The organism is Collimonas sp. GW821-FHT07E08 (assembly GCF_059418905.1).
In genome coordinates this window covers 40,824-65,438 of record NZ_JBWKQR010000002.1, presented here as the reverse complement: position 1 = coordinate 65,438, position 24,615 = coordinate 40,824, and the positions used below count along the sequence as shown (strand labels likewise).

24 protein-coding genes are annotated in these 24,615 nt (G+C 60.6%); 14 read left to right on the top strand and 10 right to left on the bottom strand.

The window, feature by feature from the left end; genetic code table 11:
- The first annotated feature begins 260 nt into the window (after positions 1–260).
- Genes AC07RZ_RS02870 through AC07RZ_RS02860 form a run of 3 tightly spaced genes read left to right on the top strand, consistent with a single transcriptional unit; the run spans position 261 to position 3,544 of the window.
- Positions 261–1,706, top strand: coding sequence for an aldehyde dehydrogenase family protein (locus AC07RZ_RS02870; RefSeq protein WP_494666818.1), 1,446 nt, complete (start codon positions 261–263; stop codon positions 1,704–1,706).
- Positions 1,690–2,634 (top strand): AraC family transcriptional regulator, encoded by a 945-nt coding sequence (locus AC07RZ_RS02865; protein ID WP_144739659.1) that lies wholly within the window; start codon positions 1,690–1,692, stop codon positions 2,632–2,634. Before AC07RZ_RS02870 ends, AC07RZ_RS02865 begins: the two co-directional genes overlap by 17 nt.
- 49 nt (positions 2,635–2,683) lie before the next feature.
- Positions 2,684–3,544 (top strand): PhzF family phenazine biosynthesis protein, encoded by an 861-nt coding sequence (locus AC07RZ_RS02860; RefSeq protein ID WP_494666817.1) that lies wholly within the window; start codon positions 2,684–2,686, stop codon positions 3,542–3,544.
- A gap of 15 nt (positions 3,545–3,559) precedes the next feature.
- Here AC07RZ_RS02860 and AC07RZ_RS02855 read toward each other — a convergent pair whose 3' ends face one another.
- Positions 3,560–4,795, bottom strand: coding sequence for an NADH:flavin oxidoreductase/NADH oxidase family protein (locus tag AC07RZ_RS02855; RefSeq protein WP_494666816.1), 1,236 nt, complete (start codon positions 4,793–4,795; stop codon positions 3,560–3,562).
- A 69-nt stretch (positions 4,796–4,864) separates the two neighbouring features.
- Between AC07RZ_RS02855 and AC07RZ_RS02850 the strand changes: the two genes are divergently transcribed.
- Positions 4,865–5,275 (top strand): MerR family transcriptional regulator, encoded by a 411-nt coding sequence (locus AC07RZ_RS02850; protein ID WP_342830560.1) that lies wholly within the window; start codon positions 4,865–4,867, stop codon positions 5,273–5,275.
- On the opposite strand, the gene AC07RZ_RS02845 is transcribed toward AC07RZ_RS02850, so the two are convergent.
- A complete protein-coding gene (locus AC07RZ_RS02845) occupies positions 5,272–5,646 on the bottom strand; it encodes a MazG-like family protein (RefSeq protein ID WP_144739655.1) in 375 nt (124 codons plus the stop codon). The genes AC07RZ_RS02850 and AC07RZ_RS02845 overlap by 4 nt on opposite strands.
- A 283-nt stretch (positions 5,647–5,929) precedes the next feature.
- Between AC07RZ_RS02845 and AC07RZ_RS02840 the strand changes: the two genes are divergently transcribed.
- Positions 5,930–7,333, top strand: coding sequence for a GGDEF domain-containing protein (locus AC07RZ_RS02840; RefSeq protein WP_425458302.1), 1,404 nt, complete (start codon positions 5,930–5,932; stop codon positions 7,331–7,333).
- Positions 7,334–7,358: 25 nt separating this feature from the next.
- Here the strand turns inward: AC07RZ_RS02840 and AC07RZ_RS02835 are convergent, their stop codons facing one another.
- The 4 genes from AC07RZ_RS02835 to pepN form a co-directional block, all read right to left on the bottom strand.
- The gene (locus AC07RZ_RS02835; RefSeq protein ID WP_342830562.1) at positions 7,359–7,916 is read right to left on the bottom strand and encodes a DUF2726 domain-containing protein; all 558 of its coding nucleotides are present in this window, start codon (positions 7,914–7,916) and stop codon (positions 7,359–7,361) included.
- Between the two features lie 274 nt (positions 7,917–8,190).
- Entirely contained in the window at positions 8,191–8,475 is a 285-nt protein-coding gene (locus tag AC07RZ_RS02830) for a hypothetical protein (RefSeq protein ID WP_139220048.1), read from the bottom strand.
- 266 nt (positions 8,476–8,741) lie between these two features.
- On the bottom strand, positions 8,742–9,743 hold the full coding sequence (locus tag AC07RZ_RS02825) for a class 1 fructose-bisphosphatase (protein WP_092397640.1): 1,002 nt from the start codon (positions 9,741–9,743) through the stop codon (positions 8,742–8,744).
- Positions 9,744–9,820: 77 nt separating this feature from the next.
- Positions 9,821–12,532: an aminopeptidase N gene (gene pepN, locus AC07RZ_RS02820; RefSeq protein WP_494666815.1), complete on the bottom strand. Its 2,712-nt coding sequence runs from the start codon at positions 12,530–12,532 to the stop codon at positions 9,821–9,823.
- A 455-nt stretch (positions 12,533–12,987) separates the two neighbouring features.
- Between pepN and AC07RZ_RS02815 the strand changes: the two genes are divergently transcribed.
- Positions 12,988–13,620 (top strand): DUF4136 domain-containing protein, encoded by a 633-nt coding sequence (locus AC07RZ_RS02815; protein WP_494666814.1) that lies wholly within the window; start codon positions 12,988–12,990, stop codon positions 13,618–13,620.
- A 78-nt stretch (positions 13,621–13,698) separates the two neighbouring features.
- Here the strand turns inward: AC07RZ_RS02815 and AC07RZ_RS02810 are convergent, their stop codons facing one another.
- From AC07RZ_RS02810 to AC07RZ_RS02795, 4 genes are all read right to left on the bottom strand, one after another.
- Positions 13,699–13,872 (bottom strand): hypothetical protein, encoded by a 174-nt coding sequence (locus AC07RZ_RS02810; RefSeq protein WP_186450575.1) that lies wholly within the window; start codon positions 13,870–13,872, stop codon positions 13,699–13,701.
- A gap of 7 nt (positions 13,873–13,879) precedes the next feature.
- Positions 13,880–14,854, bottom strand: a complete 975-nt coding sequence (locus AC07RZ_RS02805; protein WP_494666813.1) for a quinone oxidoreductase family protein — start codon at positions 14,852–14,854, stop codon at positions 13,880–13,882.
- 67 nt (positions 14,855–14,921) lie between these two features.
- Positions 14,922–15,833, bottom strand: coding sequence for a DMT family transporter (locus tag AC07RZ_RS02800; protein WP_494666812.1), 912 nt, complete (start codon positions 15,831–15,833; stop codon positions 14,922–14,924).
- 129 nt (positions 15,834–15,962) lie between these two features.
- On the bottom strand, positions 15,963–17,453 hold the full coding sequence (locus tag AC07RZ_RS02795; RefSeq protein WP_494666811.1) for a helicase HerA-like C-terminal domain-containing protein: 1,491 nt from the start codon (positions 17,451–17,453) through the stop codon (positions 15,963–15,965).
- A gap of 102 nt (positions 17,454–17,555) precedes the next feature.
- Here AC07RZ_RS02795 and AC07RZ_RS02790 point away from each other — a divergent pair, with 102 nt between their 5' ends.
- The 8 genes from AC07RZ_RS02790 to rng all read left to right on the top strand — a co-directional run bounded on the left by AC07RZ_RS02790 (position 17,556) and on the right by rng (position 24,614).
- Positions 17,556–18,281 (top strand): YebC/PmpR family DNA-binding transcriptional regulator, encoded by a 726-nt coding sequence (locus AC07RZ_RS02790; protein ID WP_494666810.1) that lies wholly within the window; start codon positions 17,556–17,558, stop codon positions 18,279–18,281.
- Between the two features lie 14 nt (positions 18,282–18,295).
- Positions 18,296–19,570 (top strand): phosphoribosylamine--glycine ligase, encoded by a 1,275-nt coding sequence (gene purD, locus AC07RZ_RS02785; protein ID WP_494666809.1) that lies wholly within the window; start codon positions 18,296–18,298, stop codon positions 19,568–19,570.
- 120 nt (positions 19,571–19,690) lie between these two features.
- Entirely contained in the window at positions 19,691–20,623 is a 933-nt protein-coding gene (gene hemF, locus AC07RZ_RS02780) for an oxygen-dependent coproporphyrinogen oxidase (RefSeq protein ID WP_494666808.1), read from the top strand.
- A complete protein-coding gene (locus AC07RZ_RS02775) occupies positions 20,623–21,324 on the top strand; it encodes a nicotinate-nucleotide adenylyltransferase (protein ID WP_494666807.1) in 702 nt (233 codons plus the stop codon). The genes hemF and AC07RZ_RS02775 overlap by 1 nt, the downstream gene beginning before the upstream one ends.
- Complete coding sequence (gene rsfS / locus AC07RZ_RS02770; RefSeq protein WP_092397659.1) at positions 21,325–21,954, top strand: ribosome silencing factor; 630 nt, start codon at positions 21,325–21,327, stop codon at positions 21,952–21,954.
- Positions 21,955–21,977: 23 nt separating this feature from the next.
- Positions 21,978–22,448, top strand: coding sequence for a 23S rRNA (pseudouridine(1915)-N(3))-methyltransferase RlmH (rlmH, locus tag AC07RZ_RS02765; RefSeq protein ID WP_014005034.1), 471 nt, complete (start codon positions 21,978–21,980; stop codon positions 22,446–22,448).
- Between the two features lie 85 nt (positions 22,449–22,533).
- Positions 22,534–23,154 carry a Maf family protein gene (locus AC07RZ_RS02760; RefSeq protein WP_494666806.1) on the top strand — a complete coding sequence of 207 codons (621 nt, stop codon included), beginning with the start codon at positions 22,534–22,536 and terminating at the stop codon, positions 23,152–23,154.
- Positions 23,151–24,614 (top strand): ribonuclease G, encoded by a 1,464-nt coding sequence (gene rng, locus AC07RZ_RS02755; protein ID WP_494666805.1) that lies wholly within the window; start codon positions 23,151–23,153, stop codon positions 24,612–24,614. Before AC07RZ_RS02760 ends, rng begins: the two co-directional genes overlap by 4 nt.
- Position 24,615 lies beyond the last annotated feature (1 nt).

Sequence of the window (24,615 nt, the reverse complement as noted above, 5' to 3'; positions counted from 1 at the left end):
ATTACCAACAGGAAATATTCTTAATCCGGAAACTTTGCAAGAATTAACACTCTTGTTGGAATTCGGAGACAGCATCCGGCATGCATCCCGGACCGGCCGCCGCCAAAGCGCTATTTGCAGGTGCTCCACACCATCGGCATTGCCGTCCGCCACATGCCGATTCGGCAGAATCAGGCAATCCTCGCACAGCATTGGTCTACCCTGCCCGATGCCTGCCCGCCTATGATGAGATCAACGTTTTATCCATCAGCGGAGATCCCATGAAAACGGTAGACCATATCTATATCAACGGCAGATTCATCAAACCCCACGGCACGGAAATACTCGAACTCGTCAATCCATCGACCAAGGCGGTGATCGGCAAAGTCACGCTCGCCGATGAACAGGATGCACAAGCCGCGATTGCAGCGGCGAAGGCTGCCTACAAGAGTTTTTCGCAAACCACCAAGGAACAGCGCATGGCGTATCTGCAGCGCATGCACGACGCCGTAGCAGCCCGCTCGGACGAACTGCGGGACACCATGATCGAAGAATACGGCGGTCCGTACCGCACGAGCAATGCAACCACGCAGCGCGCGGCCAACAGCTTTCTTCAAGCGAAGGAACTGCTGAAGACATTCGATTTCGTCAAGCATGTCGGCATCTCCAAAGTCGTGCTGGAGCCGCTCGGCGTGGTCGGCCTCATCACTCCCTGGAACGCCAACTACGGTTTCATCTGCAGCAAGCTGGCCATGGCGATTGCCGCCGGCAGCACTGCCGTGATCAAGCCCAGCGAATTGAGTGCCCTGCAAACCCAGCTGCTGACCGAGTGCCTGCATGCTGCCGGTTTGCCGGCCGGCGTGTTCAACATTGTCACCGGCCGCGGCGCCACGGTCGGCGCGGAACTGACCCGCCATCCCGACATTGCCAAGATTTCGTTCACAGGCTCGACCGATGTCGGCAAAACCATCGCGCGCGGCGCGGTCGACACCATGAAGCGGGTTACCCTTGAACTTGGCGGCAAATCTCCGAACGTGATCCTGGATGATGCTGACCTGGAACAGGCCATTCCAATCGCAATAGCGGCGGCGACCGTCAACAGCGGCCAGGCGTGCATGGCAGGCACCCGCCTGATCGTTCCTGCGAGTCGCCTGGATGAAGTCAAGCGCCTGGCAGCAAAAGCGATGCAAGCCTTGCAAGTGGGGGATCCGCACAACCCCGACACGGCGATCGGGCCGATGGTCACGCAAACCCAATATGACCGGGTGCAACGCTACATCCGCCTGGGCGTGGAAGAAGGCGCGGAGCTGCTGGTCGGCGGCGCAGGCCATCCGGCCGGCCTGGAGCAGGGCTATTTCGTGCAACCCACGGTGTTCGCCAACGTCACCACGGACATGCGGATCGCGCAAGAAGAAATTTTCGGGCCGGTGCTGGTCATCCTGAGCTATGCAACCGAGGCGGAAGCCATCGACATCGCGAACGATACGGTCTATGGCTTGCACGCTTTCGTCAGTTCGGCCGACGTCGGCAGGGCAAACAAGGTGGCGGCCCGGATCGTCGCCGGCCGGGTGTTCATCAATGGCATGTATGATGAACCCAGAGCGCCGTTTGGCGGATTCAAGCAATCCGGCATCGGCCGGGAATTCGGCACCTACGGACTTGAAGCCTACCTGGAGCCGAAAGCGGTCATGGGTCACGGTGAAACAAGCAATGAAAATGCGCAATAGCGGCAATGCCCCGATGCACTCCTCCAGCCTGCTGGATCTCTTGCGGGCGGAGGTGCTTGGCCATTTCGTCAACATTCCCGAAGAGCAGCGCGACGTATCCACGGCGCTGCCCTATCTCTCGTTCATCCGTTTCACCCGCCCCACCGAACTCAGCAGAGGCATGCTGGAGCCGTCGATGTGCCTGGTGCTGCAGGGGACAAAAAAAGTATTGATAGGGACCGAGATCACGCACTACGGCAGCGGCAGTTATGTGCTGTCCGCAATCGATATGCCGGTTTCGGGCCAGGTGGTGGAAGCGTCTGCCGCGCAGCCTTATCTTGGGATAAGGATCGACCTGGACGCCAAGGAAATAGCAGCGCAGGTTATCGAAAGCAACATCCCGGTTCCCAAGAATTCCCGCTCGCGCGCCGGCGCCTATGTGGAGGAATCGGATGATGAACTGCAGGATGCATTCCTGCGTTTGTTGCGGCTATTGAGGAAACCCCGCGACCTGGCCGCGCTGGCGCCCCTGGTCAAGCAGGAAATCCTGTATCGCCTTATCACCGCCAAAGACGGCGACGTGCTGGGCCAGACCGTGCTGGCCCATTACCAGGAAAAAGGAGTCAACCAGGCGATCCACTGGATCAAGACCAACTACGCCGAACCGATGCAGATCGAGAAACTGGCCAAGACGGTCAGCATGAGCGTGTCGAACCTGCACCACCGCTTCAAGGCCATCACCGTCATGAGCCCATTGCAGTATCAAAAGCAGATACGCTTGCTGGAAGCGCGCAAGCTGCTCTTGAGCGGCAACATCGAAGCCGCCACGGTGGCGTTCAAGGTGGGTTATGAAAGTCCGTCGCAATTCAGCCGGGAGTATCGCCGGCTGTTCGGGGCCTCGCCGCTGCAAGACATGGAGTATTTGAAACACCATGAACTGGATCGGTAACTCCGGCTAGCTGCTAGAATTGCAGGCTCCCCAACCCAGCAAGATTCCCATGCCATCATACGCATTCCGTCTTCTCAATGTCTTTGCAGAATCCACTTTCGGCGGCAACCAGCTCTGCGTGTTTGAAGACGCGCGCGGCATGGACGACGCCACCATGCGGGCGCTGGCGCTGCAGTTCAACCTCTCGGAAACCACGTTTATCCTGCCGTCCGAGAACGCCGCTGCCCGTGTGCGGATTTTTACGCCGGGTTATGAAATGCGCTTTGCCGGCCATCCGACGCTGGGCACCGCGCACGTGGTGCGCGACCTTGCCGGCGCCGGCGACACGCTGTCGCTGGAATTTGCAGCCGGTGTGGTCCCGGTGTCCGCCGACTGCGACGTCTGGACCTTCACCGCGCCTCAAGGCGGCGGATTGAAAACGGCGCCGGCAAACCTGACGCAAGCCGAGATGGCGGCGCTGCTCGGCCTGAACGAAGACGATCTGCTGGCCGCACCGGCATGGATAGACACCGGCGCCGACCAGTTGCTGGTAGCGTTGCGCAGCATGGACGCCGTGCGCCGCACCAGCCCTGACAGCGCACATCTCGATGCCTGGCCCGAGAGCAGCCTGGAGCGCAAGACCGTCTACGTGTTTGCCTTCGATCCTGACCGGCCGGGCCAGGTATTGTCCCGCTACTTCTTTTCCAAGCAGGGCGGCGGCGTATCCGAAGATCCGGGCACCGGATCGGCTTGCGCCAATCTCGGCGGCTGGCTGATCGCCAACGGCCATCCCCTGCCTGCCGAATATCAGATCGCGCAAGGCGAAGCGGTGCAGCGCCCTTGCCTGCTGCGGCTCAAGGTGACGGCCGACCGCGCCATCCAGGTGGGCGGCAAGGTCATCGAAATCGGCCGCGGCAAGATCAGCTTGTAGCGCACAGTTTCAGATTCAGGCCCGCGCCTGCGACCAGCGCCGGTAGCGCCGCGTCAGCCGGCGCGTACGCAACTGGTCGATGACCAGGGTCAGCAGCGCCGAATGATTCCCCGCTGCCGCCCGGCTGGCGCCGAGCGAGCGCAAGCGGCGCTTGACCAAGGCCATGCGCGCCAGCGCCGCCATCATCTGGTCCTTCCATTCCACCGCCGGACCGCGCGCAGACTGGTCGCCGCCGGCCAGCCATTGCGCAGGCAAATCGGGCGCGATCGCCAGCGCCGTCGCCATGCCCGCCACCGCCACGCCGCTGGCCAGCACCTGCTCCGCCACCGCCTTGCGGCCGATGCCGCCGGTAGTCATCACGGGCATGCGGGCGACGGCGGCCAGTTCTTTGGCAAACTCCAGGAAATAGGCTTCACGCGCCAAGGTACGGCCATCCGCAGTCTGGCCCTGCATCGCCGGACTCTCGTAGCTGCCGCCGGACAGCTCGACCAGGTCCACCTGCAATTCGTTGAGCCAGAGGATGACCTGCCTGGCGTCGTCCTCGCTGAAACCGCCGCGCTGGAAATCGGCAGAATTAAGCTTTACCGCCACGCTGAATCCAGCCGCAACCGCAGCCCGCACCGCGCGCACCACATGCAGCAGCAAGCGCGCCCGGTTTTCCAGGCTGCCGCCCCACTCGTCCTGGCGGCGATTGCTCAGGGGCGACAGGAATTGGGAGATCAGGTAGCCGTGCGCGGCGTGGATTTCGACGCCGCTGAACCCGGCCCGTTCGGCAGCGGCGGCGCTGGCGGCAAAGCGCTTGATGACTTCCTGGATCTCCGCATCGCTCATCGCTTTCGGTTGCACAAACAGCTTGCTGTGCTTGCCCATGTCCAGCGCCAGCGCCGACGGCGCCCACGCCGTGCCGCCCATGGCAGCCATCACCTGGCGTCCCGGATGGTTGAGCTGCATCCAGACTTGCGCGCCCTTGTGTTTCGCCGCTTCTGCCCACTGCTTGAAAGGCTGCAGGGGAGTATCGGCTTCCAGCACGATGCCGCCCGGCCCGGTCAGGGCGCGGCCGTCGATCATGACGTTGCCGGTGATGATCAGGCCGGCGCCGCCGTCGGCCCAGGCGCGGTAAAGCCGGTGGATGGCGGTGCCGGGCAACTGGCCGCTGTCGGCCATGTTTTCTTCCATGGCGGCTTTGGCGAGGCGGTTGGGCAAGGCGCTGCCGTTCGGCAGTTGCAAAGGTGAAAACATGGTCGAAGTCATGATGGATGCGCTAGCAAAAGGAGGAAATACGGTATGCTAAGCTTGAAGTCAACTTGAAGGTCAAGCGATATGAAGATTGGTGAACTGGCGGATAAAACCGGCATGGCCCCCTCGGCCATCCGCTATTACGAACAAAGCGGCCTGCTGCCCAAGCCTGAACGCGGCGCCAACGGCTACCGCGACTATGCCGAGGCTGCCATCGAACGCCTGCGGCGGATCCAGATGGCGCAAAGCCTGGGATTTTCGCTGGACGCTATCCGCAGCGTATTCGCCAGCAACGAGGAACTGTCCAAGGACGACCTGATAGGCAAACTGGATGGCCGGCTCAAGGAAATCGAGCAGCTGATGGACACGCTGCGCGAGCAGCACCAGCACCTGCGCAACCTGCGCGCCACGCTGCAGGCAACCTGGGCGGAAGGAGAATGCCTGAACACCTCCAGCCTGGAAAACGGCCGGATTGCCAGGCCCGGGAAACACTAGGCGTCCTTGTATTCGGAATACTTGCGCGCATCCCCGCGCACTTTATCGGCAGGATATTTAAGTCGGTTGAGGACCATTTTTTCTGACACGGCCGCGCGCAGGTCAATGTCGAGCTTGTCGGCAAGGCGCACCAGGTAGACCAGCACGTCGGCCATTTCATGCCGGACCTGCTGCAATTTGCCTGGGGCGAGCTCATCGCCGCTGCCGGTTGGCAGCCATTGGAAATGTTCCAGCAACTCGGCCGCCTCGACGCACAGCGCCGCCGACAGGTTTTTAGGGGTATGGAATTGATCCCAGTCGCGCTCGGCGACGAACTGGCGGACTTCCTCCCGCAAGCTGGCAAATTCACCGTTTCCTGACTGTTCGACCATGGCAGCGCTCCGTTTAAAATTCCCACCATGATATAGGCTGCGGCGGCTGCAAGCAGCCGCTTCGATGCCGCGGTCATGATCGTGCTCTGGCAGCGCTCCGGCCGGCGGTTAAAATGTCAATTTCGCAAGCACTTACATCGCAAAGGCCTACGTGATATAAGAGTAGCTGTTACTTTGCTTTCAGCAACCTGCTCTTGACTAGAGCCTGTTAACAGGCCCTAGTGTTTTGTGAACAGACGTGCCGCCGTTTAATGATGGAACCATCATCTCGGTAAGGATGCATATGGACATGAGCGTAAAAATCGGCGGGCAGCCGGAAGCAATCCGCCGGGTGACAAAAATCTATTCACGCTTGCTGATCGCGGGCTTTGCGCTATCGCCGGCTATCCTGATCGCCTACCTGTATTTCTTCCAGGATCCCGGGCTCAAATTCGAAGACCACCTGTTCCACGAAATCGCGATTGCCGCCGCTACCCTGGAGGGCATTTTTGTCACTTACGTCAGCTGGCGTTGCTACCTGTCCTCGGGAGAGCCGCTGCTGCGCTGGCTTACCCTGGGGTTTTTAGGATTCACCCTGATCTACGCCCTGCACGGCATCTTCACCGGCATGGCGCATCACAATATCTGGCTGTTCCTGCTGTATGGCCCGGCGTCCCGCCTGGCGATGGCGATCCTGCTGCTGGTCGGCTTGTTATCCTTCAACCAGGAACCGGACGCTCGCGAGCTGCGCACCAATCCGCGTCCATGGCGGATATGGATCGCGGCGTTTCTGCTGATCGATATCGCAGTGGCGTCCATCGCCTATTCGGCGATTGCAGGCAGTCCTGCGGTGCGGCTGACAATGGAGGGCGGCGCCCTGTTTTTCTGCGCGGTCAACATCATCCTCATGCTGGCCGGCCGGATCCGCTCGCCGCTGATGACGATCTTCGGCATTTCGATCGCCCTGTTCGGCCTGTCGTCATTGGCGTTCATTCTCGGCCGCCCGTGGAATCACATGTGGTGGCTGGCGCATGCCATCTTCGCCGGCGGATTTTTCTTCCTCAGCTACGGCATCATCCAGGCCTTCCATACCACCCGTTCATTCGCCACGATCTACAACCAGGAAGAAATGGTGAACCGGCTGGCGATGGCGATGGTCCGGACCGAAAGCGCGCTGCAGGAGCTGCAGCACAGCAACCGCATGCTGGAGCACCTGGCCTCGACCGATCCCCTGACCGGCGCCGCCAACCGCCGCTATTTCATCGAGCGGGTGGATGCCGAAATCGCCAGGTCCAGGCGGGATAACCTGTCGTTTTCCCTGCTCGCCCTCGACCTGGATAATTTCAAGGCCATCAACGATCATTACGGCCATCAGGTGGGCGACGACGTACTGCAGGGTTTCGTGCAGAAATGCCTGGAAGAGATCCGTCCCTATGACAGCGTAGCGCGCATGGGCGGCGAAGAATTCATGGTCTTGCTGCCGCAAGCCTCGCTGGACGTTGCAGTGGTGATCGGCGAGCGCATCAGGTCAGCCACCGAAAACGCCGTGTTCGACAGCATCGTCATACCTAAGGTGATACTCACGGTCAGCATCGGCGTATCGCAGTTCGGCCGCGACGGCAGCACCATCGACACGATTTTCCGCGCCGCCGACGAGCGCCTCTATCGCGCCAAGAACCAGGGCCGCAACTGCGTGATTACAACATGAAGCGGCAGCGCCGCGACCTGCCGGCTCAACCGGCGCCGGTGTTGCGGTATTTGCCGATGCCGATGCCGAATATGCTGGTCTGATGGCTCCTGCTTTTCACCACCCTCAATTTTTTGCTGGGATCGAGCAGCGTGAAGCGTTCCCTGATGTCAGCTTCGCTTGGCAATGAATTTGCGCGCCAGCGGATGATATCGATACCGGCCTTTTTCAGCGCCTTGTACTTTCTTTCATCCTCTTTGCTGACGGTCTTGCTGTTGTGATTCTTGTTGTCTATCTCGATCACCGCGACTACATCGCTGGCTTTGTCGCAAATCACGAAATCCAGGTTCTTTGCCGTCAGGCTGTCGAGACCGGCGCTGTCCTTGGTGCCCAGGCAGCGGCTCAGCCCGACTTGCGCCAGCACCATGTGGTCCGGCAACGCGCCTACCAGCCGCCAGTACATGATCTGTTCATTGTTCGACATCGGCTTTTTCTTGACGTATTCGCGCCGCTTTTGCAGCTTCGCCTGCTTCTCCCTGGTAACCACAGCAATCACAGCCATGATAATGAGCGTTAGCACCGTGAGTGCAATGACTGCTTTCATTATTCAGTTCCTCTAGTTGAGCGCAGCGGCCATTATATTTCTATATGGAAATATAATGAAGTCAAAAATGCAGTACTTCTGGATTGTTTATCGCGATCGAGGCAGCGGGGCCATCAGGATCTTGGAGAAAAACTGGCCGGGAAAGGCCGGCAGATATCGACGCGCCGCGAGAAAAGCGGCACAGGATGGAGGACAAAGGGCGGTGGACATCTTGTCCGTCCAACCCTGCCAGCTCGCAGAGCCGACAGCAGCTGGCTGTATTTACAGGCCGGAATTACTCGGTCAGCCCGAAAATCGCATCGTAGCCATTCTTGGCGCGATCTGCTTCTTCCAGTTCATTGCTCAAACCCAGGTCTTCCAGCTCTTCCGCGGCATTGTTGAACTGCTTGCTGCTGGAGGCGCCGATGACACGGTAGATTTCCTGTTTCGCATTGCGGATGCCGAGCAATATCTGTTCTTGCCTGACGACGTTCAGTTCTGTCGACGTGATCAGCAGGTTGGCCATGATGTCGTGGTCGAACTCGGGGATGTCTTTATCTCCGATTAGTGCTGTTTTCAATCTGTTCCTCTTGTCTTTATGGATAAATTTTGCCGCAAGTGTGCGATTTTATCAGTGTAGTGCTTTGTAAGTAATGGAGCTTCAGAACCGGAGCGATAGCAGTGCTATCGCGAGGATTTGCAACGACGCATGGCGCGAAAAGACGCCGTTTCTGAAGCTCCATTATTTGCAAAGTACTACACTAAGTCTGGCGTTTTGCCGTCATGGCGCTCCGCGAAGCGCCTGGGCGCTGCATCTGCGCCGGGCTTCGCGGAGAACCTTCCTGCTTATTCCTGGTGGTAGCGGGTCACCAGTTCGACTTCGCTCTTCGAACCGAGGAAGACCGGCACGCGCTGGTGCAGCTTCTCGGGCTGGATATCCATGATCGCCTGCTTGCCGTCGGTGGCGGCGCCGCCGGCCTGCTCGACGATGAAGGCCATCGGGTTGGCTTCGTACATCAGGCGCAGCTTGCCTGGCTTGTCCGGTTCACGCGCATCGGCCGGGTACATGAAGATGCCGCCGCGGTTCAGGATGCGGTGGACGTCGGCCACCATCGATGCGATCCAGCGCATGTTGAAATCTTTCTGACGCGGCCCGCTGCTGCCTGCCAGCATTTCGTTGACATAACGCGTGACCGGCGGGTGCCAGTGGCGCGCGTTGGAAGCGTTGATCGCAAATTCCTTGGTCTCGGCCGGGATTTGCATGCCGCGCTGGGTCAGGACCCACGAACCCATTTCACGGTCCAGGGTAAAGCAATCCACGCCATTGCCGGTGGTCAGCACCAGCATGGTCTGCGGGCCGTAGACGGCGTAGCCGGCGGCGACCTGCTTGCGGCCAGACTGCATGAAATCCTGTTCGGTCGGCGATTTCATGCCGTCCGGTGCTTTCAGCACGGAGAAGATGGTGCCGATCGAGACATTGACGTCGATGTTGCTGGAACCGTCGAGCGGATCGAACAGCAGCATGTATTCGCCTTGCGGATAGCGGTTGGGAATCGGGTGTATCGATTCCATTTCTTCCGAAGCCATGGCCGCCAGGTGGCCGCCCCACTCATTGGCTTCCAGCAGGATTTCGTTGGAAATGATGTCCAGTTTCTTCTGCACTTCGCCTTGCACGTTCTCGCTGTCGGCGCTGCCCAGGACTTCGCCCAGCGCGCCCTTGCCGACGGCGTGGCTGATGGTCTTGCAGGCGCGCCCGACCACTTCGATCAGCAGCCGCAGTTCGGCCGGGATGCTGTTGTGCAAGCGTTGTTGCTCTATCAGGTGCTGGGTAAGACTAATACGTTTCATATTGCTCTTTCTTTGTTGTAGCCGTCCCCGGCCGGCGGCGGAAACCTTCCCGCTGCCGGTTGGGAAACGGTAAAAAATCAGTTGGCGAGCGCTTTGCCGACGACTTCCAGTACGTCTTTCGACAAGTCAGGCGCCGCGGCGACGCGCTGCAAGGCCGCACGCATCTTTTCCTGCAGCGCCGGCGCATATTTGCGCCAGCGGTCCAGGCTGCGCGCCAGCCGCGCCGCTACTTGCGGATTGACGCCGTTGAGTGCGATCACCTGGTCGGCCCAGAATGCGTAGCCGCTGCCGTCGGCCGCGTGGAAATTGGCCGGGTTGCCGCTGCAGAAACTGAAAATCAGGCTGCGCGCGCGGTTCGGGTTTTTCAGCGTGAACGCCGGATGCTCCAACAAGGCGCGGATCGCCGCGACATCGGCCGTGTAAGCCGTCGCTTGCAAGGCGAACCATTTGTCGATGACCAACGCTTCCTGCTCGAAATCCTTATAGAATTTTTCCAGGGCGGCAGCCTTGCCTGGCGCGCTGCTGTTAGTCAGCGCCACCAGTGCGGCGAGGCGGTCGGTCATGTTGTTGGCGTTGTCGTACTGCTGCTGGGCCAGCGCATGCGCAGCTTCGTCGTCGGCCTGGATCAGGTACGACAAGGCGGCATTCTTCAATGCGCGTTTGCCGGATGCTTCGGCATCCGGGCTGTATGCGCCAGGCGTCTGATTGGCGTGGTAAGCCGCCAGCAGGTCATCCTTGAGCGCCTGTCCCAGCTTGCCGCGCAGGTATTGGCGCGACTGGTGGATCGCTTGCGGATCGATCACTTCGGTCTGCTCTGCCAGCAAGACTTCCGACGGCAAGGTCAGGGCCAGTTCGCGGAAAGCCGCGTCAAGCTTCGCATCGTTGAGGATCAGGCCGAACGCCGTGCCCAACGCTGCGCTATTGGAGGCCGCATTGTCCAAGATATCCTGCAGCGCCGCCACATGGCCGGCTTGCCCTGCATCCTGCACCGCTGCAGTCAGCGCCAGCAAGCTGCGCGTAGCGAGACGCTGGCCGGCTTCCCAGCGGTTGAACGGATCGCTGTCGTGCGCCAGCAGGAAAGCCAGTTCGGCATCGCTGTATTCGACATCCAGCACCACCGGCGCCGAAAAACTGCGCAAGATCGACGGCACCGGCTGTTCCGCCACGTCGACAAAACGGAAGGTCTGCTGCGCCTTGGTCAATTCCAGCACGCGGGTGGTTGCGGCGCCGCCCTGGCCCTTGCCGTCGGCCTGCAAACGCAGCGGCATGTCCTTGCCCTTGCTGTCGAGCAGGCCGACGGCAACCGGAATATGGAACGGCAGCTTCTTGGCCTGGCCCGAGGTCGGTGCGCAGGTCTGCGTCAGCGTCAGCTCGTAGGTTTTCTTGACGGCGTCGTACTTGCTCTGTACCTGCACCCGCGGCGTGCCGGCCTGGCTGTACCAGCGCTCGAACTGGCTCAGGTCGCGGCCGTTGGCGTCGACCATCGCGGCGCGGAAATCGTCGCACTCTACCGCCTGGCCGTCATGCCGCTCGAAATACAAGTCCATGCCTTTGCGGAAACCGTCGCGGCCGAACAAGGTCTGGTACATGCGTACCACTTCGGCGCCTTTTTCATAAATCGTGACGGTGTAGAAATTATTGATTTCGACATAGGAGTCAGGCCGCACCGAGTGCGCCATCGGGCCGGCATCTTCCGGGAACTGGGCCTGGCGCAAGACACGCACGTCGTCGATGCGCTTGACGGCGCGGCCGCTGTCGGTGCCGACCATGTCCGCCGAAAACTCCTGGTCGCGGAATACGGTCAGGCCCTCTTTCAGCGACAGCTGGAACCAGTCGCGGCAGGTGACGCGGTTGCCGGTCCAGTTGTGGAAATATTCGTGGCCGACCACCGCTTCGATATTGGCGTAGTCGACATCGGTGGCGATACGCGAATTGGCCAGCACATACTTGGTGTTGAAAATGTTCAAGCCCTTGTTTTCCATCGCTCCCATGTTGAAGTCGCCGACGGCGACGATCATGAAGCGGTCGAGGTCGAGCTCCAGGCCGAAGCGCTCTTCATCCCATCGGATGCTGTTGACCAGGGAATCCATGGCGTGCTGGGTCTTGTCCAGGTTGCCGTCTTCGACCCATACTTGCAGCAATACTTCGCGGCCGGATTTCAGCGTGTGCTTTTGCTCCTGGCAGACCAGCTTGCCGGCTACCAGCGCGAACAGGTAGGAAGGTTTCTTGAACGGATCTTCCCACTTGGCGTAGTGGCGGCCGTCCGCCAGGTCGCCTTCCTCGATCAGGTTGCCGTTCGACAGCAGCACCGGATATTTTTTCTTGTCGGCGCGCAGCATGACGGTGTACTTGGCCATCACATCGGGACGGTCAGGGAAATAGGTGATCTTGCGGAAACCTTCGGCTTCGCATTGGGTGAAGAAATTGCCGTTGGATACATACAAACCCATCAGCGAAGTATTTTTTTCCGGGCTGGTCAGCGTTTCGATTTCCAGCACTACCTTGGCCGGCGCCGAAGCGATGCGCAGCTTGCCGGCCTCCAGCTGGTACTGGCCGGGTTTCAATTGTTTGCCGTTCAGGCGCAGCTGCACCAGCTCCAGCTCTTCGCCGAACAGGACGATTTCCTTGCTGCTGCTGGCCGGGTTGCGCCGCATCGAGATGCGGGTGGCGATGCGGGTAGCGGCAGGATCAAGGTCAAAGCCCATGTCGACCGTGTCGACCAGGAAGGCAGGAACGGTGTAATCCTTACGAAGGATGGTTGGTGGCGTGGCGGAGGTATCTGTGCGCATAGGAAGTAGTGGAGTGACGGTTAATATCGATGACTACGGTTGATAACTATGGTTGGTAACTACAGTCGGCAACTAAGCAGGCCTGCCAGGGATCGCCTGGCGGCCTGCTTAATAACGTGGCTGGTCAGTCTCAATAATTCGGGCAGACAGTGATTCTACCAATCAAAGCGCAAAGCATCATGCAATTTGCTGCGGATTGCCGACCCGCCGGCGATTCATCGATAGCAAACTGCAAAGATCGCCCTGGCCAGGGAATTCGTTTAAAATTAATATAAATACATGATTTTCATGGATCAGACAGCAAACGCCATTTCTCAGCTGACAGATAGTGGCAATGCCATAGAGCAGCACCATGAAGACTTGGCTAAAATGGTCACCGCAGCCGCCGCTACCGGATACCGCCAATCGGGCAAACCACTGGACCGGCCTGCAATCCCCCACCAAGAGGAATCACAATGAAACGTATCATCAGTCTCTGTCTGGCCGCATGTGCATTGCTGCTGGGCGGTTGCGCCACGGTCATCCGCAGCGACGTCACCGCCTTCAACGAATGGCCGGCCGATTTGCCGGACAAGTCCTATGTGTTCGACACTACGGCGGCGCAAAACAATGACCTGGAATATCGCAATTACGAAAACCTGGTGCGGCAGGAGCTGCAGCGCCTGGGATTCGTGCCAGCCGGCAGCGCCTCGCCGCAGCTGAAGGTCGCGCTGAACTACGGCATTGCCGCGCGCGATGTCCATGTGGTCGAGCCGGTAGTGGCGGACCCCATGTGGTACGGCCCTTACGGGCCCTATGCCTGGGGCGGCCCAAGGTTCTACAGCCCGTATTACGATCCGTTCTGGTACGCACCGCAGGTGATCGGCCAGCGCGAATACAACTACCAGCTGTTCCAGCGCCACCTGAACATCGCCATCACGCGCGCCGGCAACGGCCAGAAACTGTATGACGTCACGGTCTCCAGCGAAGGCAAGGTGAATTCCTTGCCGGCCGTGATGCCGTACATGGTGCGCAGCGCATTCACCGACTTCCCTGGCAAGAGCGGCGTGCCGCACCAGGTTGAATTGAAAGTCGAAGACCAGAAATAGATAGAAGCCTGTCGGCGGCAAAACGGCCTGTGCTCCCTTTTCCCAGGGACCACAGGCCGTTTTTCATGGGGCGCGGAGTCAGCTATAAAACCATTCGCTGGCAAACGTGATGAAACCGATCAGGATGACCGCCAGCACCAGTACGATCAGCAGGCGGCCGAACTTGGGCGAACCCTCGCTGCCGCTGGCCTGCTCCTCCGGGTGGTTCATCGGATTTTGCGCATCCGGCTGCTGTTTCAAGGGGTCGTTCATGCATGCCTCAGGGGATCAGGATGGTGGAGCCCGTGGTCTTGCGCGACTCCAGGTCGATATGCGCTTGCGCCACGTCTTTCAAGGCATAGCGCTGATTGATTTCAATCGTGATTTTTTTGCTGTCCACCATCTGGAACAGGTCGGCCGCTGCCGTATCCAGGTCGGCGCGGCTGGCGATATAGCTCGGCAGCGACGGCCGGGTAATGGTCAGCGAGCCGCGCGACGCCAGTTCGTTCAGGCTGAACGGCGGCACCGCACCGGAAGCGTTGCCGAAACTGACCATGGTGCCGAGCGGCGCCAGGCTGTCCAGCGAACCGATGAAAGTATCCTTGCCGATCGAATCGTAGACCACGGGCACGCCTTTGCCGCCGGTGATTTCACGCACCCGCTCGACGAAATTCTCGGTCTTGTAGTTGATCACATGGGCGCAGCCGGCTGCCTTCGCCAGCGCCGCTTTTTCATCGGAGCTGACCGTGCCTATCATGGTCACGCCCAATGCCTTGGCCCATTGGCTGGCGATCAGGCCGACGCCGCCGGCGGCGGCGTGGAACAGGATGGTTTCGCCGCCGCGCAAGGGAAACGTGCGGCGGAACAGGTACTGCACCGTCAAGCCTTGCAACGTCATCGCGGCGGCGGTATCGAAACTGATGGAATCCGGCAATTTGACCAGGAACGCGGCAGGCATCACGCGCGCCTCGGAATAGGCGCCATTCGGGCGCGTGGCGTATGACACGCGGTCGCCCACCTTGACATGCTGCACGCCCGGACCGACTGCTTCGATCACGCCGGCGGCTTCCTGTCCCAGGGCGCCTGGCAACGGCTGCGGATACAGGCCGCTGCGGAAGTAGACGTCGATAAAATTCAGGCCGCAAGCGACATGCCGTATCCGCACTTCGCCCGGTCCCGGGTCACCGACTTCCACGTCGACATATTCCATCACTTCCGGGCCACCGGTCCGCGACATCCTGATTGCTTTTACCATGATTGCTCTCACCTCCAAATATGCGCCAAATCGCCGCTTTTTTAATTGTCGTTGCTGTTTTAGATCCCTATGATTTCTTTTTCGAAATCAGGTAAATACCCGCCAACACCAGCCCGGTCCCGGTCAGCTGGATCGCCGTAACCGGTTCCGCCAAAATCAGTGCCCCCAGGAACAAGGTGGAGACCGGCCCCACCATGCCTGCCTGCGCCGCAGTCGCAGGGCCGATGCGGGCCACCGCGACCATGGTCAGGAATACCGGCAGCACCGTGCAAAACACGGCATTGATGACCGACAAGCCATACACCGCCGGCTGCTGCTGCAACAGGACCTGCCACGGCCGCAACAGCAAGAACTGCAAGATGCAGGCGGCGCACGATACGCACATTGCATACGCCACCAGCCGCATCGCCCCGACCCGGCTCACCAGTTCCCCGGAGAGCATCAGGTACAGCGCGTAACTGATCGCCGCCCCCAGCACCAGCGCACTGCCGAGGCCGACGTTCGCTCCTCCCAGGCGCACATCGTGCAGGAACACCAGCACCGTCCCCAGGTAGGAAATCAGCAAAGCCCCCCACTCCAGCCAGGTCACCCGGCGCCCATAAAACAGGAACGACATCAGCAGCACGAACGAGGGCGTCAAGAACAGTATCAGGCGCTCCAGCCCGGCAGAAATATACTGCAAGCCGAGAAAATCGAGAAAACTCGACAGGTAATACCCGATCAATCCCAGCACCACGATCCGCACCCGGTCCTGGTTCGCCAGCGGCGCTTCGCTGCGCGCCTTCCACAATGCCACCGCGGCGAACAGGGGCAAGGCGAACAGCATGCGAAACGTGATCAGCAATACGGCGTCGACCGGATAACGGTAAATCAGCTTGGCGACAATGGCCTTGGCAGAAAACAGGATGGCGCCGGCAATTGCAATTGCCAAGCCGCCAAGAAAAGCCTGGCGGCCGCCAGGCTGCAACTTGCCGCTCATTGTTTGCCCATGGTGGAATTGTAATGGGTATGTGAAGATCGCGTTGCTAAGGCAATGGTTAGGAAAAAAACTGCCTCCTGCCGCGGCCCGCAAACGCGATCATTGGTGATGGTCAATCTCACTTATTCTTCACTTCTTCTTCAGCAGAGATCCCAGCACACCGCGTATCAATTCGCGCCCGACCTGCGATCCGATGGTGCGCGCAGCGGACTTGACCACCGCCTGCACCACGCTGTCCTTGCGCCCGGAACCGCCGCCGAGCAGGCCGCCCAGCACGCTGCCCCACGAGCTGCCGGCAGAGTCCGCACCCGCACCGGCGCTGTCCTTGCCGGCCGGAGCGGCCGCCACCCGCCCTTTCAGCTTTTCGTACGCGGATTCACGGTCGACCGCAGTTTCATACACCCCGGCGACGATCGACGATGCAATCAGCTGCTTGCGTTCGTCGTCGCTGATCGGCCCGATCTGCGATGCCGGCGGCAGGATGAAGGCGCGCTCGACGATGCTCGGCCGCCCCTTCTCATCGAGGAAAGACACCAGCGCTTCGCCGACGCCGAGCTCGCTGATGACTTGCGCGGTATTCAAGTCAGGATTGGCGCGGAAGGTCTCGGCGGCCGCCTGCACCGCTTTCTGGTCGCGCGGCGTATACGCCCGCAGCGCATGCTGCACCCGGTTGCCTAGCTGGCCCAGCACGGTATCGGGAATATCCAGCGGGTTTTGCGTGACGAAGAACACGCCGACGCCCTTGGAGCGGATCAGGCGCACCACCTGCTCGATCTTTTGCAGCAGGGGCTTGGGCGCTTCGCTGAACAGCAGATGGGCTTCGTCGAAGAAAAACACCAGCTTCGGCTTTTCCAGGTCGCCGACTTCCGGCAGGCGCTCGAACAGTTCCGACAGCATCCACAGCAGGAAGGTCGAATACAGGAGCGGTGCGTTCATCAGCTTGTCCGCCGCCAGGATGTTGACCACGCCCTTGCCGCGGCCGTCGGTCTGGATCAGGTCGTCGATGTTCAGCATCGGTTCGCCGAAGAACTGCTCGCCGCCCTGTTCGCCGATGCCGATCAGGCCGCGCTGGATGGCGCCGATGCTGGCAGCGGAAATATTGCCGTATTCGGTCTGGAAGCTGGCGGCGTTGTCGCCGACGTGCTGCAGCATTGCCCGCAGGTCCTTCAGGTCCAGCAGCAGCAAGCCATTGTCGTCGGCAATCTTGAACACCAGCTGCAATACGCCCTGCTGGGTATCGTTCAGGTTGAGCATGCGCGCCAGCAGCAGCGGCCCCATGTCGGAGATGGTGGCCCGCACCGGATGCCCCTGCACGCCGTACACATCCCAGAAAGTCACGGGCGTGGCGGCCCACTGCGGCTCGGCCATGCCGAGCGCCTGCAGGCGCTGCTTGAGCTTGTCCGAGGCCGCGCCGGCCTTGGCCATGCCGGACAGGTCGCCTTTGACGTCCGCCATGAAAACCGGCACCCCGCTATCCGACAACGCTTGCGCAATCACCTGCAGGGTGACGGTCTTGCCGGTGCCGGTGGCGCCGGTGATGCAGCCATGGCGGTTCACCAGTGCGGGCAGGAGCGCCAGGTCATGCTGGGCGTTTTTGGCGATCGGGAGGGGATTTGACATGGTTTGGCGGACGTTTTAAGTGGATTTCAATGGATTTCACGAAAGTGCATTATGGTAAAATTGCGCTTTGATTATAGCTAACTCAAGCAAGAAAGAATCAACATGGCTGGACACAGCAAATGGGCCAATATCAAGCACAAGAAGGCCGCCACCGACGCCAAGCGCGGCAAGATCTGGACGCGGCTGATCAAGGAAATCACGGTTGCGGCCCGCATGGGCGGCGGCGACATCGACGCCAATCCGCGCCTGCGGCTGGCGGTTGACAAGGCGTCCGACGCCAATATGCCGAAGGATAACGTCACCCGCGCCATCCAGCGCGGCAGCGGCGGCCTGGAAGGCGTCAACTATGAGGAAGTGCGCTACGAAGGCTACGGCATCAACGGCGCCGCGATCATTGTCGATTGCATGACTGACAACAGAATCCGCACCGTGGCCGAAGTGCGCCACGCGTTTTCCAAGTTCGGCGGCAACATGGGCACCGAAGGTTCGGTGGCTTTCATGTTCAAGCATTGCGGCCAGCTGCTGTTCGCGCCGGGCACCAATGAAGATGCCCTGATGGAAGCCGCGCTGGAAGCCGGCGCCGAGGATGTCATCACCGACGACGAAGGCGGGATCGAAGTCATTTCCGCACCGCATGATTTTGCCGCGCTCAAAGGCGCCTTGGAAAAATCCGGCTTCAAGGCCGAAATGGCGGAAATCATCATGAAGCCGGCGACCGAAACCGTATTCTCGGGCGACGACGCGGTCAAGATGCAAAAGCTGCTCGACGCCCTGGAAAACCTGGACGACGTGCAGGAAATTTACAGCAACGCAGTAATCGAAGACTGACTCGGATCGTTTATATGAAAATTCTGGTAGTGGGCTCTGGCGGCCGTGAGCATGCCCTGGCGTGGAAAATCGCCCAATCACCGCGTATCCAAACCGTCTTCGTGGCGCCCGGCAACGGCGGCACCGCGCTGGACCAGCGCCTGGAAAACATCAACATCACCGATCCTTCGGCGCTGGCCGATTTCGTCGAGCGCGAACATGTCGCGCTCACCGTGGTCGGGCCGGAGACGCCGCTGGCGGCCGGCATCGTGAACGTTTTCCGCGACCGCGGCTTGAAGATTTTCGGACCGACGCGGGAAGCGGCGCAGCTGGAAAGCTCCAAGGATTTCGCCAAGTCGTTCATGCAGCGGCACCACATCCCGACCGCCGAATACCAGACCTTCTCCGATGTCGGCGCCGCCCACCGCTACATCGACCAGAAAGGCGCGCCGATCGTCATCAAGGCCGACGGCCTGGCTGCCGGCAAAGGCGTAGTGGTTGCGATGACCATCGACGAAGCGCATGGCGCGGTCGACATGATGCTGTCCGATAACCGCCTCGGCGATGCCGGCGCGCGCGTGGTGATCGAAGAATTCCTGGCAGGCGAAGAAGCCAGCTTCATCGTCATGGTCGACGGCAAGCACATCTTGCCGCTGGCCACCAGCCAGGACCACAAGCGCCTCAAGGATGACGACCAGGGCCCGAACACCGGCGGCATGGGCGCTTATTCGCCGGCGCCTATCGTGACGCCGGCGCTGCACGCCCGCGTCATGCGCGAAATCATCACGCCCACCGTGCAAGGCATGGCCAAGGACGGCATTCCGTTCAGCGGCTTCCTGTATGCCGGCCTGATGATCGACGACAAGGGCAATCCGAAGACGCTGGAATTCAATTGCCGCATGGGCGATCCGGAAACCCAGCCGATCATGGCGCGCCTGAAAACCGACCTGCTGGCGGTGATGGAACACGCCGTCAACGGCACGCTGGATACGATCGAGCTGGAATGGGACCGCCGCACCGCGCTCGGCGTGGTGATGGCCGCGGCCGGTTATCCCGACGCGCCGCGCAAGGACGACCTGATTTCCGGGATTCCCGCCGAGACCGCCGACGCGGTCACCTTCCATGCCGGCACCACCCTCAGCGGCGAGCGCCTGACCACTTCCGGCGGCCGCGTCCTGTGCGTGGTCGGCCTGGGCGACAGCGTCAAGATGGCGCAGAAACAGGCATACAACGTGGTCGACGCAATTCATTTCAACGGCGCCCAGTTCCGCCGCGATATCGGCTGGCGGGCATTGAAGAAACATGCCTGATCGGGCGGGCTACTAGCATTTTCTGCTGCATCAAGAAGTTGGGGCCAGTGGTTTTCGTCAGGCAAGGACGGACAACCCTGGCCCCAATTGATTAAACAAGATTCACTACATCACTCCACGATGAGCTCACACATCACCGCCGGCAATCCGGCCAGCGCCGTCAAATCCTATCTGCTCGACCTGCAGGCGCGCATCGTCGCGGCGCTGGAGCAGATCGACGGCAAGCAGTTCGGCAGCGACCAATGGCAGCGCGCCGAAGGCGGCGGCGGCAATTCGCGCATCATCGAAGAAGGCAATGTGCTGGAACGCGGCGGCGTCGGCTTTTCGCACGTGATGGGCAAGAGCCTGCCGCCGTCGGCCGCCGCCAACCGGCCTGAACTGGCCGGCCGCCAGTGGGAAGCCATGGGCGTGTCGCTGGTGATGCATCCGCGCAATCCGTTTGCCCCCACCGTGCACATGAACGTGCGTTTCTTTATCGCCAGCGCAGAAGGCCAGGAACCGGTCTGGTGGTTCGGCGGCGGCATCGACCTGACCCCGTATTACGGTTTTACCGAAGACGTCGAACACTTCCACCGCAGCTGCCGCGACGCCCTTGCCCCTTTTGACAGCGAGGCCGGCCAGCAGCTGTATCCGCGCTTCAAGCAATGGTGCGACGACTACTTCTACCTGAAACACCGCAAGGAACCGCGCGGCGTCGGCGGCATCTTCTTCGACGATTTCAACCAGCTGGGCTTCGACCGCAGCTTCGCCATGATGCAAAGCGTGGGCAATGCCTTCATCCCTGCATATGCCCCGATCCTGGCGCGCCGCAAGGATATTGCCTACGGCGAAACCGAGCGGGATTTCCAGGCATATCGCCGCGGCCGCTATGTCGAGTTCAATTTAGTGTATGATCGCGGCACTTTGTTCGGTCTGCAATCCGGGGGACGTACCGAGTCCATCCTGATGTCGATGCCGCCCGTGGTCAAGTGGCGTTACGACTGGCAACCGGCGGCAGGAAGCCCGGAAGCCAAGCTGTACACCGATTTTCTGATCCATCGCGAGTGGGTGTGATGGGCAGCTCCCCTGTGACATCCAGCCAGCCTGTTCATCCCGCGGCCCAGCTCCGGCCATGCATTGCGGTTCTCGGCGGCAGCTTCGATCCGGTCCATAATGGCCATGTCGCGCTGGCGAAGTACTTCGTGACCTTGCTGGCGCCGGATGAATTGCGGGTGATTCCTGCCGGCAACCCATGGCAAAAGCACGGGCTGGAAGCCACGCCGGAACAGCGGGTGGCGATGGTAGAGCGTGCATTCAGCCGGCAAAGCGTGCCTTTGGTGATCGACCAGCAGGAAATCCGGCGGCACACCGCGACGTATACGATAGATACGCTGCAAGCCTTGCGGTCCGAACTTGGACCGCAGGCGTCTATCGTATTCCTGATGGGCGCAGACCAGTTGCAGCACTTGAATACCTGGCAAGGCTGGGACCGCCTGTTTGACTATGCCCACCTGGGCGTTGCTTCGCGGCCGGGGTTCGCCATGGATGCATCGCAGGTTCCAGCCGAGGTCACGCGCGAATTCACACGCCGCGCCGCCACCCCGGAACAGATTCGCCAGAGCGCGCACGGTTTGACCTACCTGGCGCAGAACCTGGCTGTAGACATTTCGGCAACGGAAATTCGTGCCGCGCTGCACAACGCAAAAAGACCCGACACGCTGGTCCCGGCCGCAGTACTGGACTATATTGAACAACATCATCTCTATAAGAATTAAATGGATATCAAAAAACTACAAAGTCTCGTCATCGATGCACTCGAAGACGTCAAAGCACAAGACATCCGCGTCTACGACACGGTCCACCTGACCGGCCTGTTCGACCGCATCGCGATCGCTTCCGGCACCTCCAACCGCCAGACCAAGGCGCTGGCCGCCTCGGTACGCGACAAGGTCAAGGAAAACGGCGGCACCATCCTCAGCGTCGAGGGCGAAGACACCGGCGAATGGGTACTGGTCGACATGGGCGACATGGTGGTGCACATCATGCAGCCGGCGATCCGCGCGTATTACCGTCTGGAAGAAATCTGGGGCGACAAGGAAGTCAAGTTCGGCGCCGCCAAGCGGATTTCCACCCGCACCGCAGCCGAAGAAGAAGCGCCGAAGAAGATTTCGCGCCACCTGACGACTTCGCAGGCATTGAAGCCGGAAGACGACACACCGAAAAAAGCGCCTGCGCGCAAGAAACCGGTCAAGACTGACGGCGCCAAGAAGGCGGTCGGCAAAACCATCAAGGTAGCGCCGTCGAAGAGCTCGATCCCGCCGAAGAAGACTGCGGCGCCAAAGAAAGCGCCAGCCAAGAAACCCGCTGTCAAGCGCGCTCCGGCAAAAACCAAGGCAGCTGAATAAGCTGCCGCGGCCATAGCATCCCCATGCAGCTCATCATCGCTGCGGTCGGCCATAAAATGCCGGCATGGATAGAAAGCGGATTCGGCGAGTATGCGAAACGCATGCCGCCGGACTGCCGCATCGTCCTCAAGGAAATCAAGCCGGTCGAACGTTCCGGCAGCAAGACCGCGGAAACAGCCATGGCGCTGGAACGCAGCCGGATCGAGGCGGTGCTGCCGAAAGGCGTGCGCATCGTCGCCCTCGATGAACGCGGCAAAGACCTCACCAGCGTCCAGTTGTCGCAGCAGCTGACCCAATGGCAGCGCGATGGGCGCGATGTCGCCTTCATCATCGGCGGCGCCGACGGCCTCGATCCTGAATTCAAGGCCGGCGCCGACAGCCTGCTGCGCATCTCCAGCCTGACGCTGCCGCACGGCATGGTCAGGGTGCTGCTAGCGGAACAGCTCTACCGGGCCTGGTCGATTACCCAGAATCATCCTTATCACCGCGTCTGAGCCCCTCAATAAGCCCCCGATACGCAGGTAACTCTGTAATAATCGCTGGAATCATGAGACCACGCACCCGCCGTAGCCGCCAGCAATGAAAAATCCTTACCAGAAAATCTACCTTGCCTCGAAAAGCCCGCGCCGGCGGGAATTGCTGCGACAGATCGGCGTCGCATTCGAATTGCTGCTGCTGCGCGACCAGACCCCGCGCGGCCCCGACGTCAGCGAGGAAGTCTTGCAGGGCGAGGCGCCGCAGGCGTATGTCGCCCGGGTGACCATGGAGAAAGCTCACGCCGCGCAGCAGATGATGATCTGGCGCAGCCTGCCGGTGCGCCCTATCCTGGCCGCCGACACCACCGTCACGATCGACGGCCGGATCCTCGGCAAACCGGCCAGCAAAGCCGAGGCGAGCGCCATGCTGCGCCTGCTGTCGGGACGCAGCCACCAGGTCCTGACCAGCGTTGTCGTCATCCATGGCGAGCAATCCTGGCAACTCACGCAGGTTTCCGATGTCTTGTTCCAGGAGCTGCCGGAAGCCATGATCGAAGCCTACTGCGATACCAGCGAGCCTTACGACAAGGCCGGCGCTTATGGCATCCAGGGGCCGGCGGCGATTTTCATCGAAAGCATACGCGGCAGCCATTCAGGCATCATGGGTTTACCACTTTTTGAAACCGCGCAACTACTACAACAGGCAGGCATCCGCATTTTATGAGCGAAGACATCCTCGTCAATATCACCCCCCAGGAAACCCGCGTCGCCCTGATTTTCCAGGGCGCGGTGCAAGAGCTGCACATCGAGCGCACCTTGTCGCGCGGCCTGGCCGGCAATATCTACCTGGGCAAAGTAGTCCGCGTGCTGCCCGGCATGCAATCGGCATTCATCGATATCGGCCTCGAGCGTGCGGCTTTCCTGCACGTCGCCGACATCTGGGAGACCCGCGCGCACGACGGCCAGGCGGCGCAGCAGACGCCGATTGAAAAACTGCTGTTCGACGGCCAGTCGCTGACCGTGCAAGTGGTGAAAGACCCGATCGGCACCAAGGGCGCCAGGCTGTCGACCCAGATTTCGATTGCCGGCCGGATGCTGGTGTATTTGCCGCAAGACCGGCACATCGGCATCTCGCAGCGGATCGAAAATGAAGCCGAGCGCGAACTGCTGAAGGATAAAGTGCAAAAGCTGCTGCCGCCCGAGGAAAAAGGCGGCTTCATCATCCGCACCATGGCCGAAGACGCTTCCGAGGCCGACCTGCAGATGGACATCGAGTACCTGCGCAAGACCTGGTCGTCGATCACCCAGCTGGCAAAAAGCAAGCCGGCGCCGACCTTGCTGCACCAGGACCTGAGCCTGGCGCAGCGCGTGCTGCGCGATTTCGTCAACGACGAGACCACCACCATCCAGGTCGACTCGCGCGAGAATTTCCAGAAGCTGCAAGAATTCGCCGCCAGCTACACGCCGTCGGTGACCGCGCGGCTGATGCACTACACCGGCGAACGGCCCCTGTTCGACCTGTACGGCGTGGAAGAAGAAATCCAGGAAGCATTGAGCCGTCGCGTGCCGCTCAAGTCGGGCGGCTACCTGATCGTCGACCAGACCGAAGCCATGACCACCATCGACGTCAATACCGGCAGCTTCGTCAACGGCCGCAATTTCGACGACACGATTTTCAAGACCAACCTGGAAGCGGCGCACGCCATAGCGCGCCAGCTCAGGCTGCGCAACCTGGGCGGCATCATCATCCTCGATTTCATCGACATGGAGAACAGCGAGCACAAGAGCGCCGTGCTGGCCGAGCTGCACAAGGCCCTGCTGCGCGACCGCACCAAAAAATCGGTATCCGAATTCTCCGCCCTGGGCCTGGTGGAAATGACCCGCAAGCGCACCCGCGAATCGCTGGCGCACATCTTGTGCGAACCGTGCCCCGCCTGCAACGGCAAGGGCCAGGTCAAGACCGCGCGCACCATCTGCTACGAAATCCTGCGCGAAGTGCTGCGCGAAGCCAAGCAGTTCAACCCACGCGAATTCCGCATCCTGGCGTCGCAGGTGGTGGTCGACATGTTCCTCGAGGAAGAATCCCAGCACCTTGCCATGCTGGGCGACTTCATCCATAAGCCGATTTCCCTGCAGGTGGAAACGGTTTATCCGCAGGAGCAGTACGACATCATCCTTATGTAAG

What these genes read in the sequence shown, in the direction of transcription:
- AC07RZ_RS02760 (WP_494666806.1), top strand. Translation starts at nt 22,534, where the DNA reads ATGAAAAATCCTTACCAGAAAATCTACCTTGCCTCGAAAAGCCCGCGC.
- AC07RZ_RS02870 (WP_494666818.1), top strand. Translation starts at nt 261, where the DNA reads ATGAAAACGGTAGACCATATCTATATCAACGGCAGATTCATCAAACCC.
- AC07RZ_RS02865 (WP_144739659.1), top strand. Translation starts at nt 1,690, where the DNA reads ATGAAAATGCGCAATAGCGGCAATGCCCCGATGCACTCCTCCAGCCTG.
- AC07RZ_RS02860 (WP_494666817.1), top strand. Translation starts at nt 2,684, where the DNA reads ATGCCATCATACGCATTCCGTCTTCTCAATGTCTTTGCAGAATCCACT.
- rng (WP_494666805.1), top strand. Translation starts at nt 23,151, where the DNA reads ATGAGCGAAGACATCCTCGTCAATATCACCCCCCAGGAAACCCGCGTC.
- AC07RZ_RS02795 (WP_494666811.1), bottom strand. Translation starts at nt 17,453, where the DNA reads ATGTCAAATCCCCTCCCGATCGCCAAAAACGCCCAGCATGACCTGGCG.
- AC07RZ_RS02840 (WP_425458302.1), top strand. Translation starts at nt 5,930, where the DNA reads ATGGACATGAGCGTAAAAATCGGCGGGCAGCCGGAAGCAATCCGCCGG.
- AC07RZ_RS02805 (WP_494666813.1), bottom strand. Translation starts at nt 14,854, where the DNA reads ATGGTAAAAGCAATCAGGATGTCGCGGACCGGTGGCCCGGAAGTGATG.
- pepN (WP_494666815.1), bottom strand. Translation starts at nt 12,532, where the DNA reads ATGCGCACAGATACCTCCGCCACGCCACCAACCATCCTTCGTAAGGAT.
- AC07RZ_RS02845 (WP_144739655.1), bottom strand. Translation starts at nt 5,646, where the DNA reads ATGGTCGAACAGTCAGGAAACGGTGAATTTGCCAGCTTGCGGGAGGAA.
- AC07RZ_RS02815 (WP_494666814.1), top strand. Translation starts at nt 12,988, where the DNA reads ATGAAACGTATCATCAGTCTCTGTCTGGCCGCATGTGCATTGCTGCTG.
- rlmH (WP_014005034.1), top strand. Translation starts at nt 21,978, where the DNA reads ATGCAGCTCATCATCGCTGCGGTCGGCCATAAAATGCCGGCATGGATA.
- AC07RZ_RS02855 (WP_494666816.1), bottom strand. Translation starts at nt 4,795, where the DNA reads ATGACTTCGACCATGTTTTCACCTTTGCAACTGCCGAACGGCAGCGCC.
- rsfS (WP_092397659.1), top strand. Translation starts at nt 21,325, where the DNA reads ATGGATATCAAAAAACTACAAAGTCTCGTCATCGATGCACTCGAAGAC.
- AC07RZ_RS02825 (WP_092397640.1), bottom strand. Translation starts at nt 9,743, where the DNA reads ATGAAACGTATTAGTCTTACCCAGCACCTGATAGAGCAACAACGCTTG.
- AC07RZ_RS02835 (WP_342830562.1), bottom strand. Translation starts at nt 7,916, where the DNA reads ATGAAAGCAGTCATTGCACTCACGGTGCTAACGCTCATTATCATGGCT.
- AC07RZ_RS02790 (WP_494666810.1), top strand. Translation starts at nt 17,556, where the DNA reads ATGGCTGGACACAGCAAATGGGCCAATATCAAGCACAAGAAGGCCGCC.
- AC07RZ_RS02800 (WP_494666812.1), bottom strand. Translation starts at nt 15,833, where the DNA reads ATGAGCGGCAAGTTGCAGCCTGGCGGCCGCCAGGCTTTTCTTGGCGGC.
- AC07RZ_RS02775 (WP_494666807.1), top strand. Translation starts at nt 20,623, where the DNA reads ATGGGCAGCTCCCCTGTGACATCCAGCCAGCCTGTTCATCCCGCGGCC.
- AC07RZ_RS02810 (WP_186450575.1), bottom strand. Translation starts at nt 13,872, where the DNA reads ATGAACGACCCCTTGAAACAGCAGCCGGATGCGCAAAATCCGATGAAC.
- hemF (WP_494666808.1), top strand. Translation starts at nt 19,691, where the DNA reads ATGAGCTCACACATCACCGCCGGCAATCCGGCCAGCGCCGTCAAATCC.
- purD (WP_494666809.1), top strand. Translation starts at nt 18,296, where the DNA reads ATGAAAATTCTGGTAGTGGGCTCTGGCGGCCGTGAGCATGCCCTGGCG.
- AC07RZ_RS02850 (WP_342830560.1), top strand. Translation starts at nt 4,865, where the DNA reads ATGAAGATTGGTGAACTGGCGGATAAAACCGGCATGGCCCCCTCGGCC.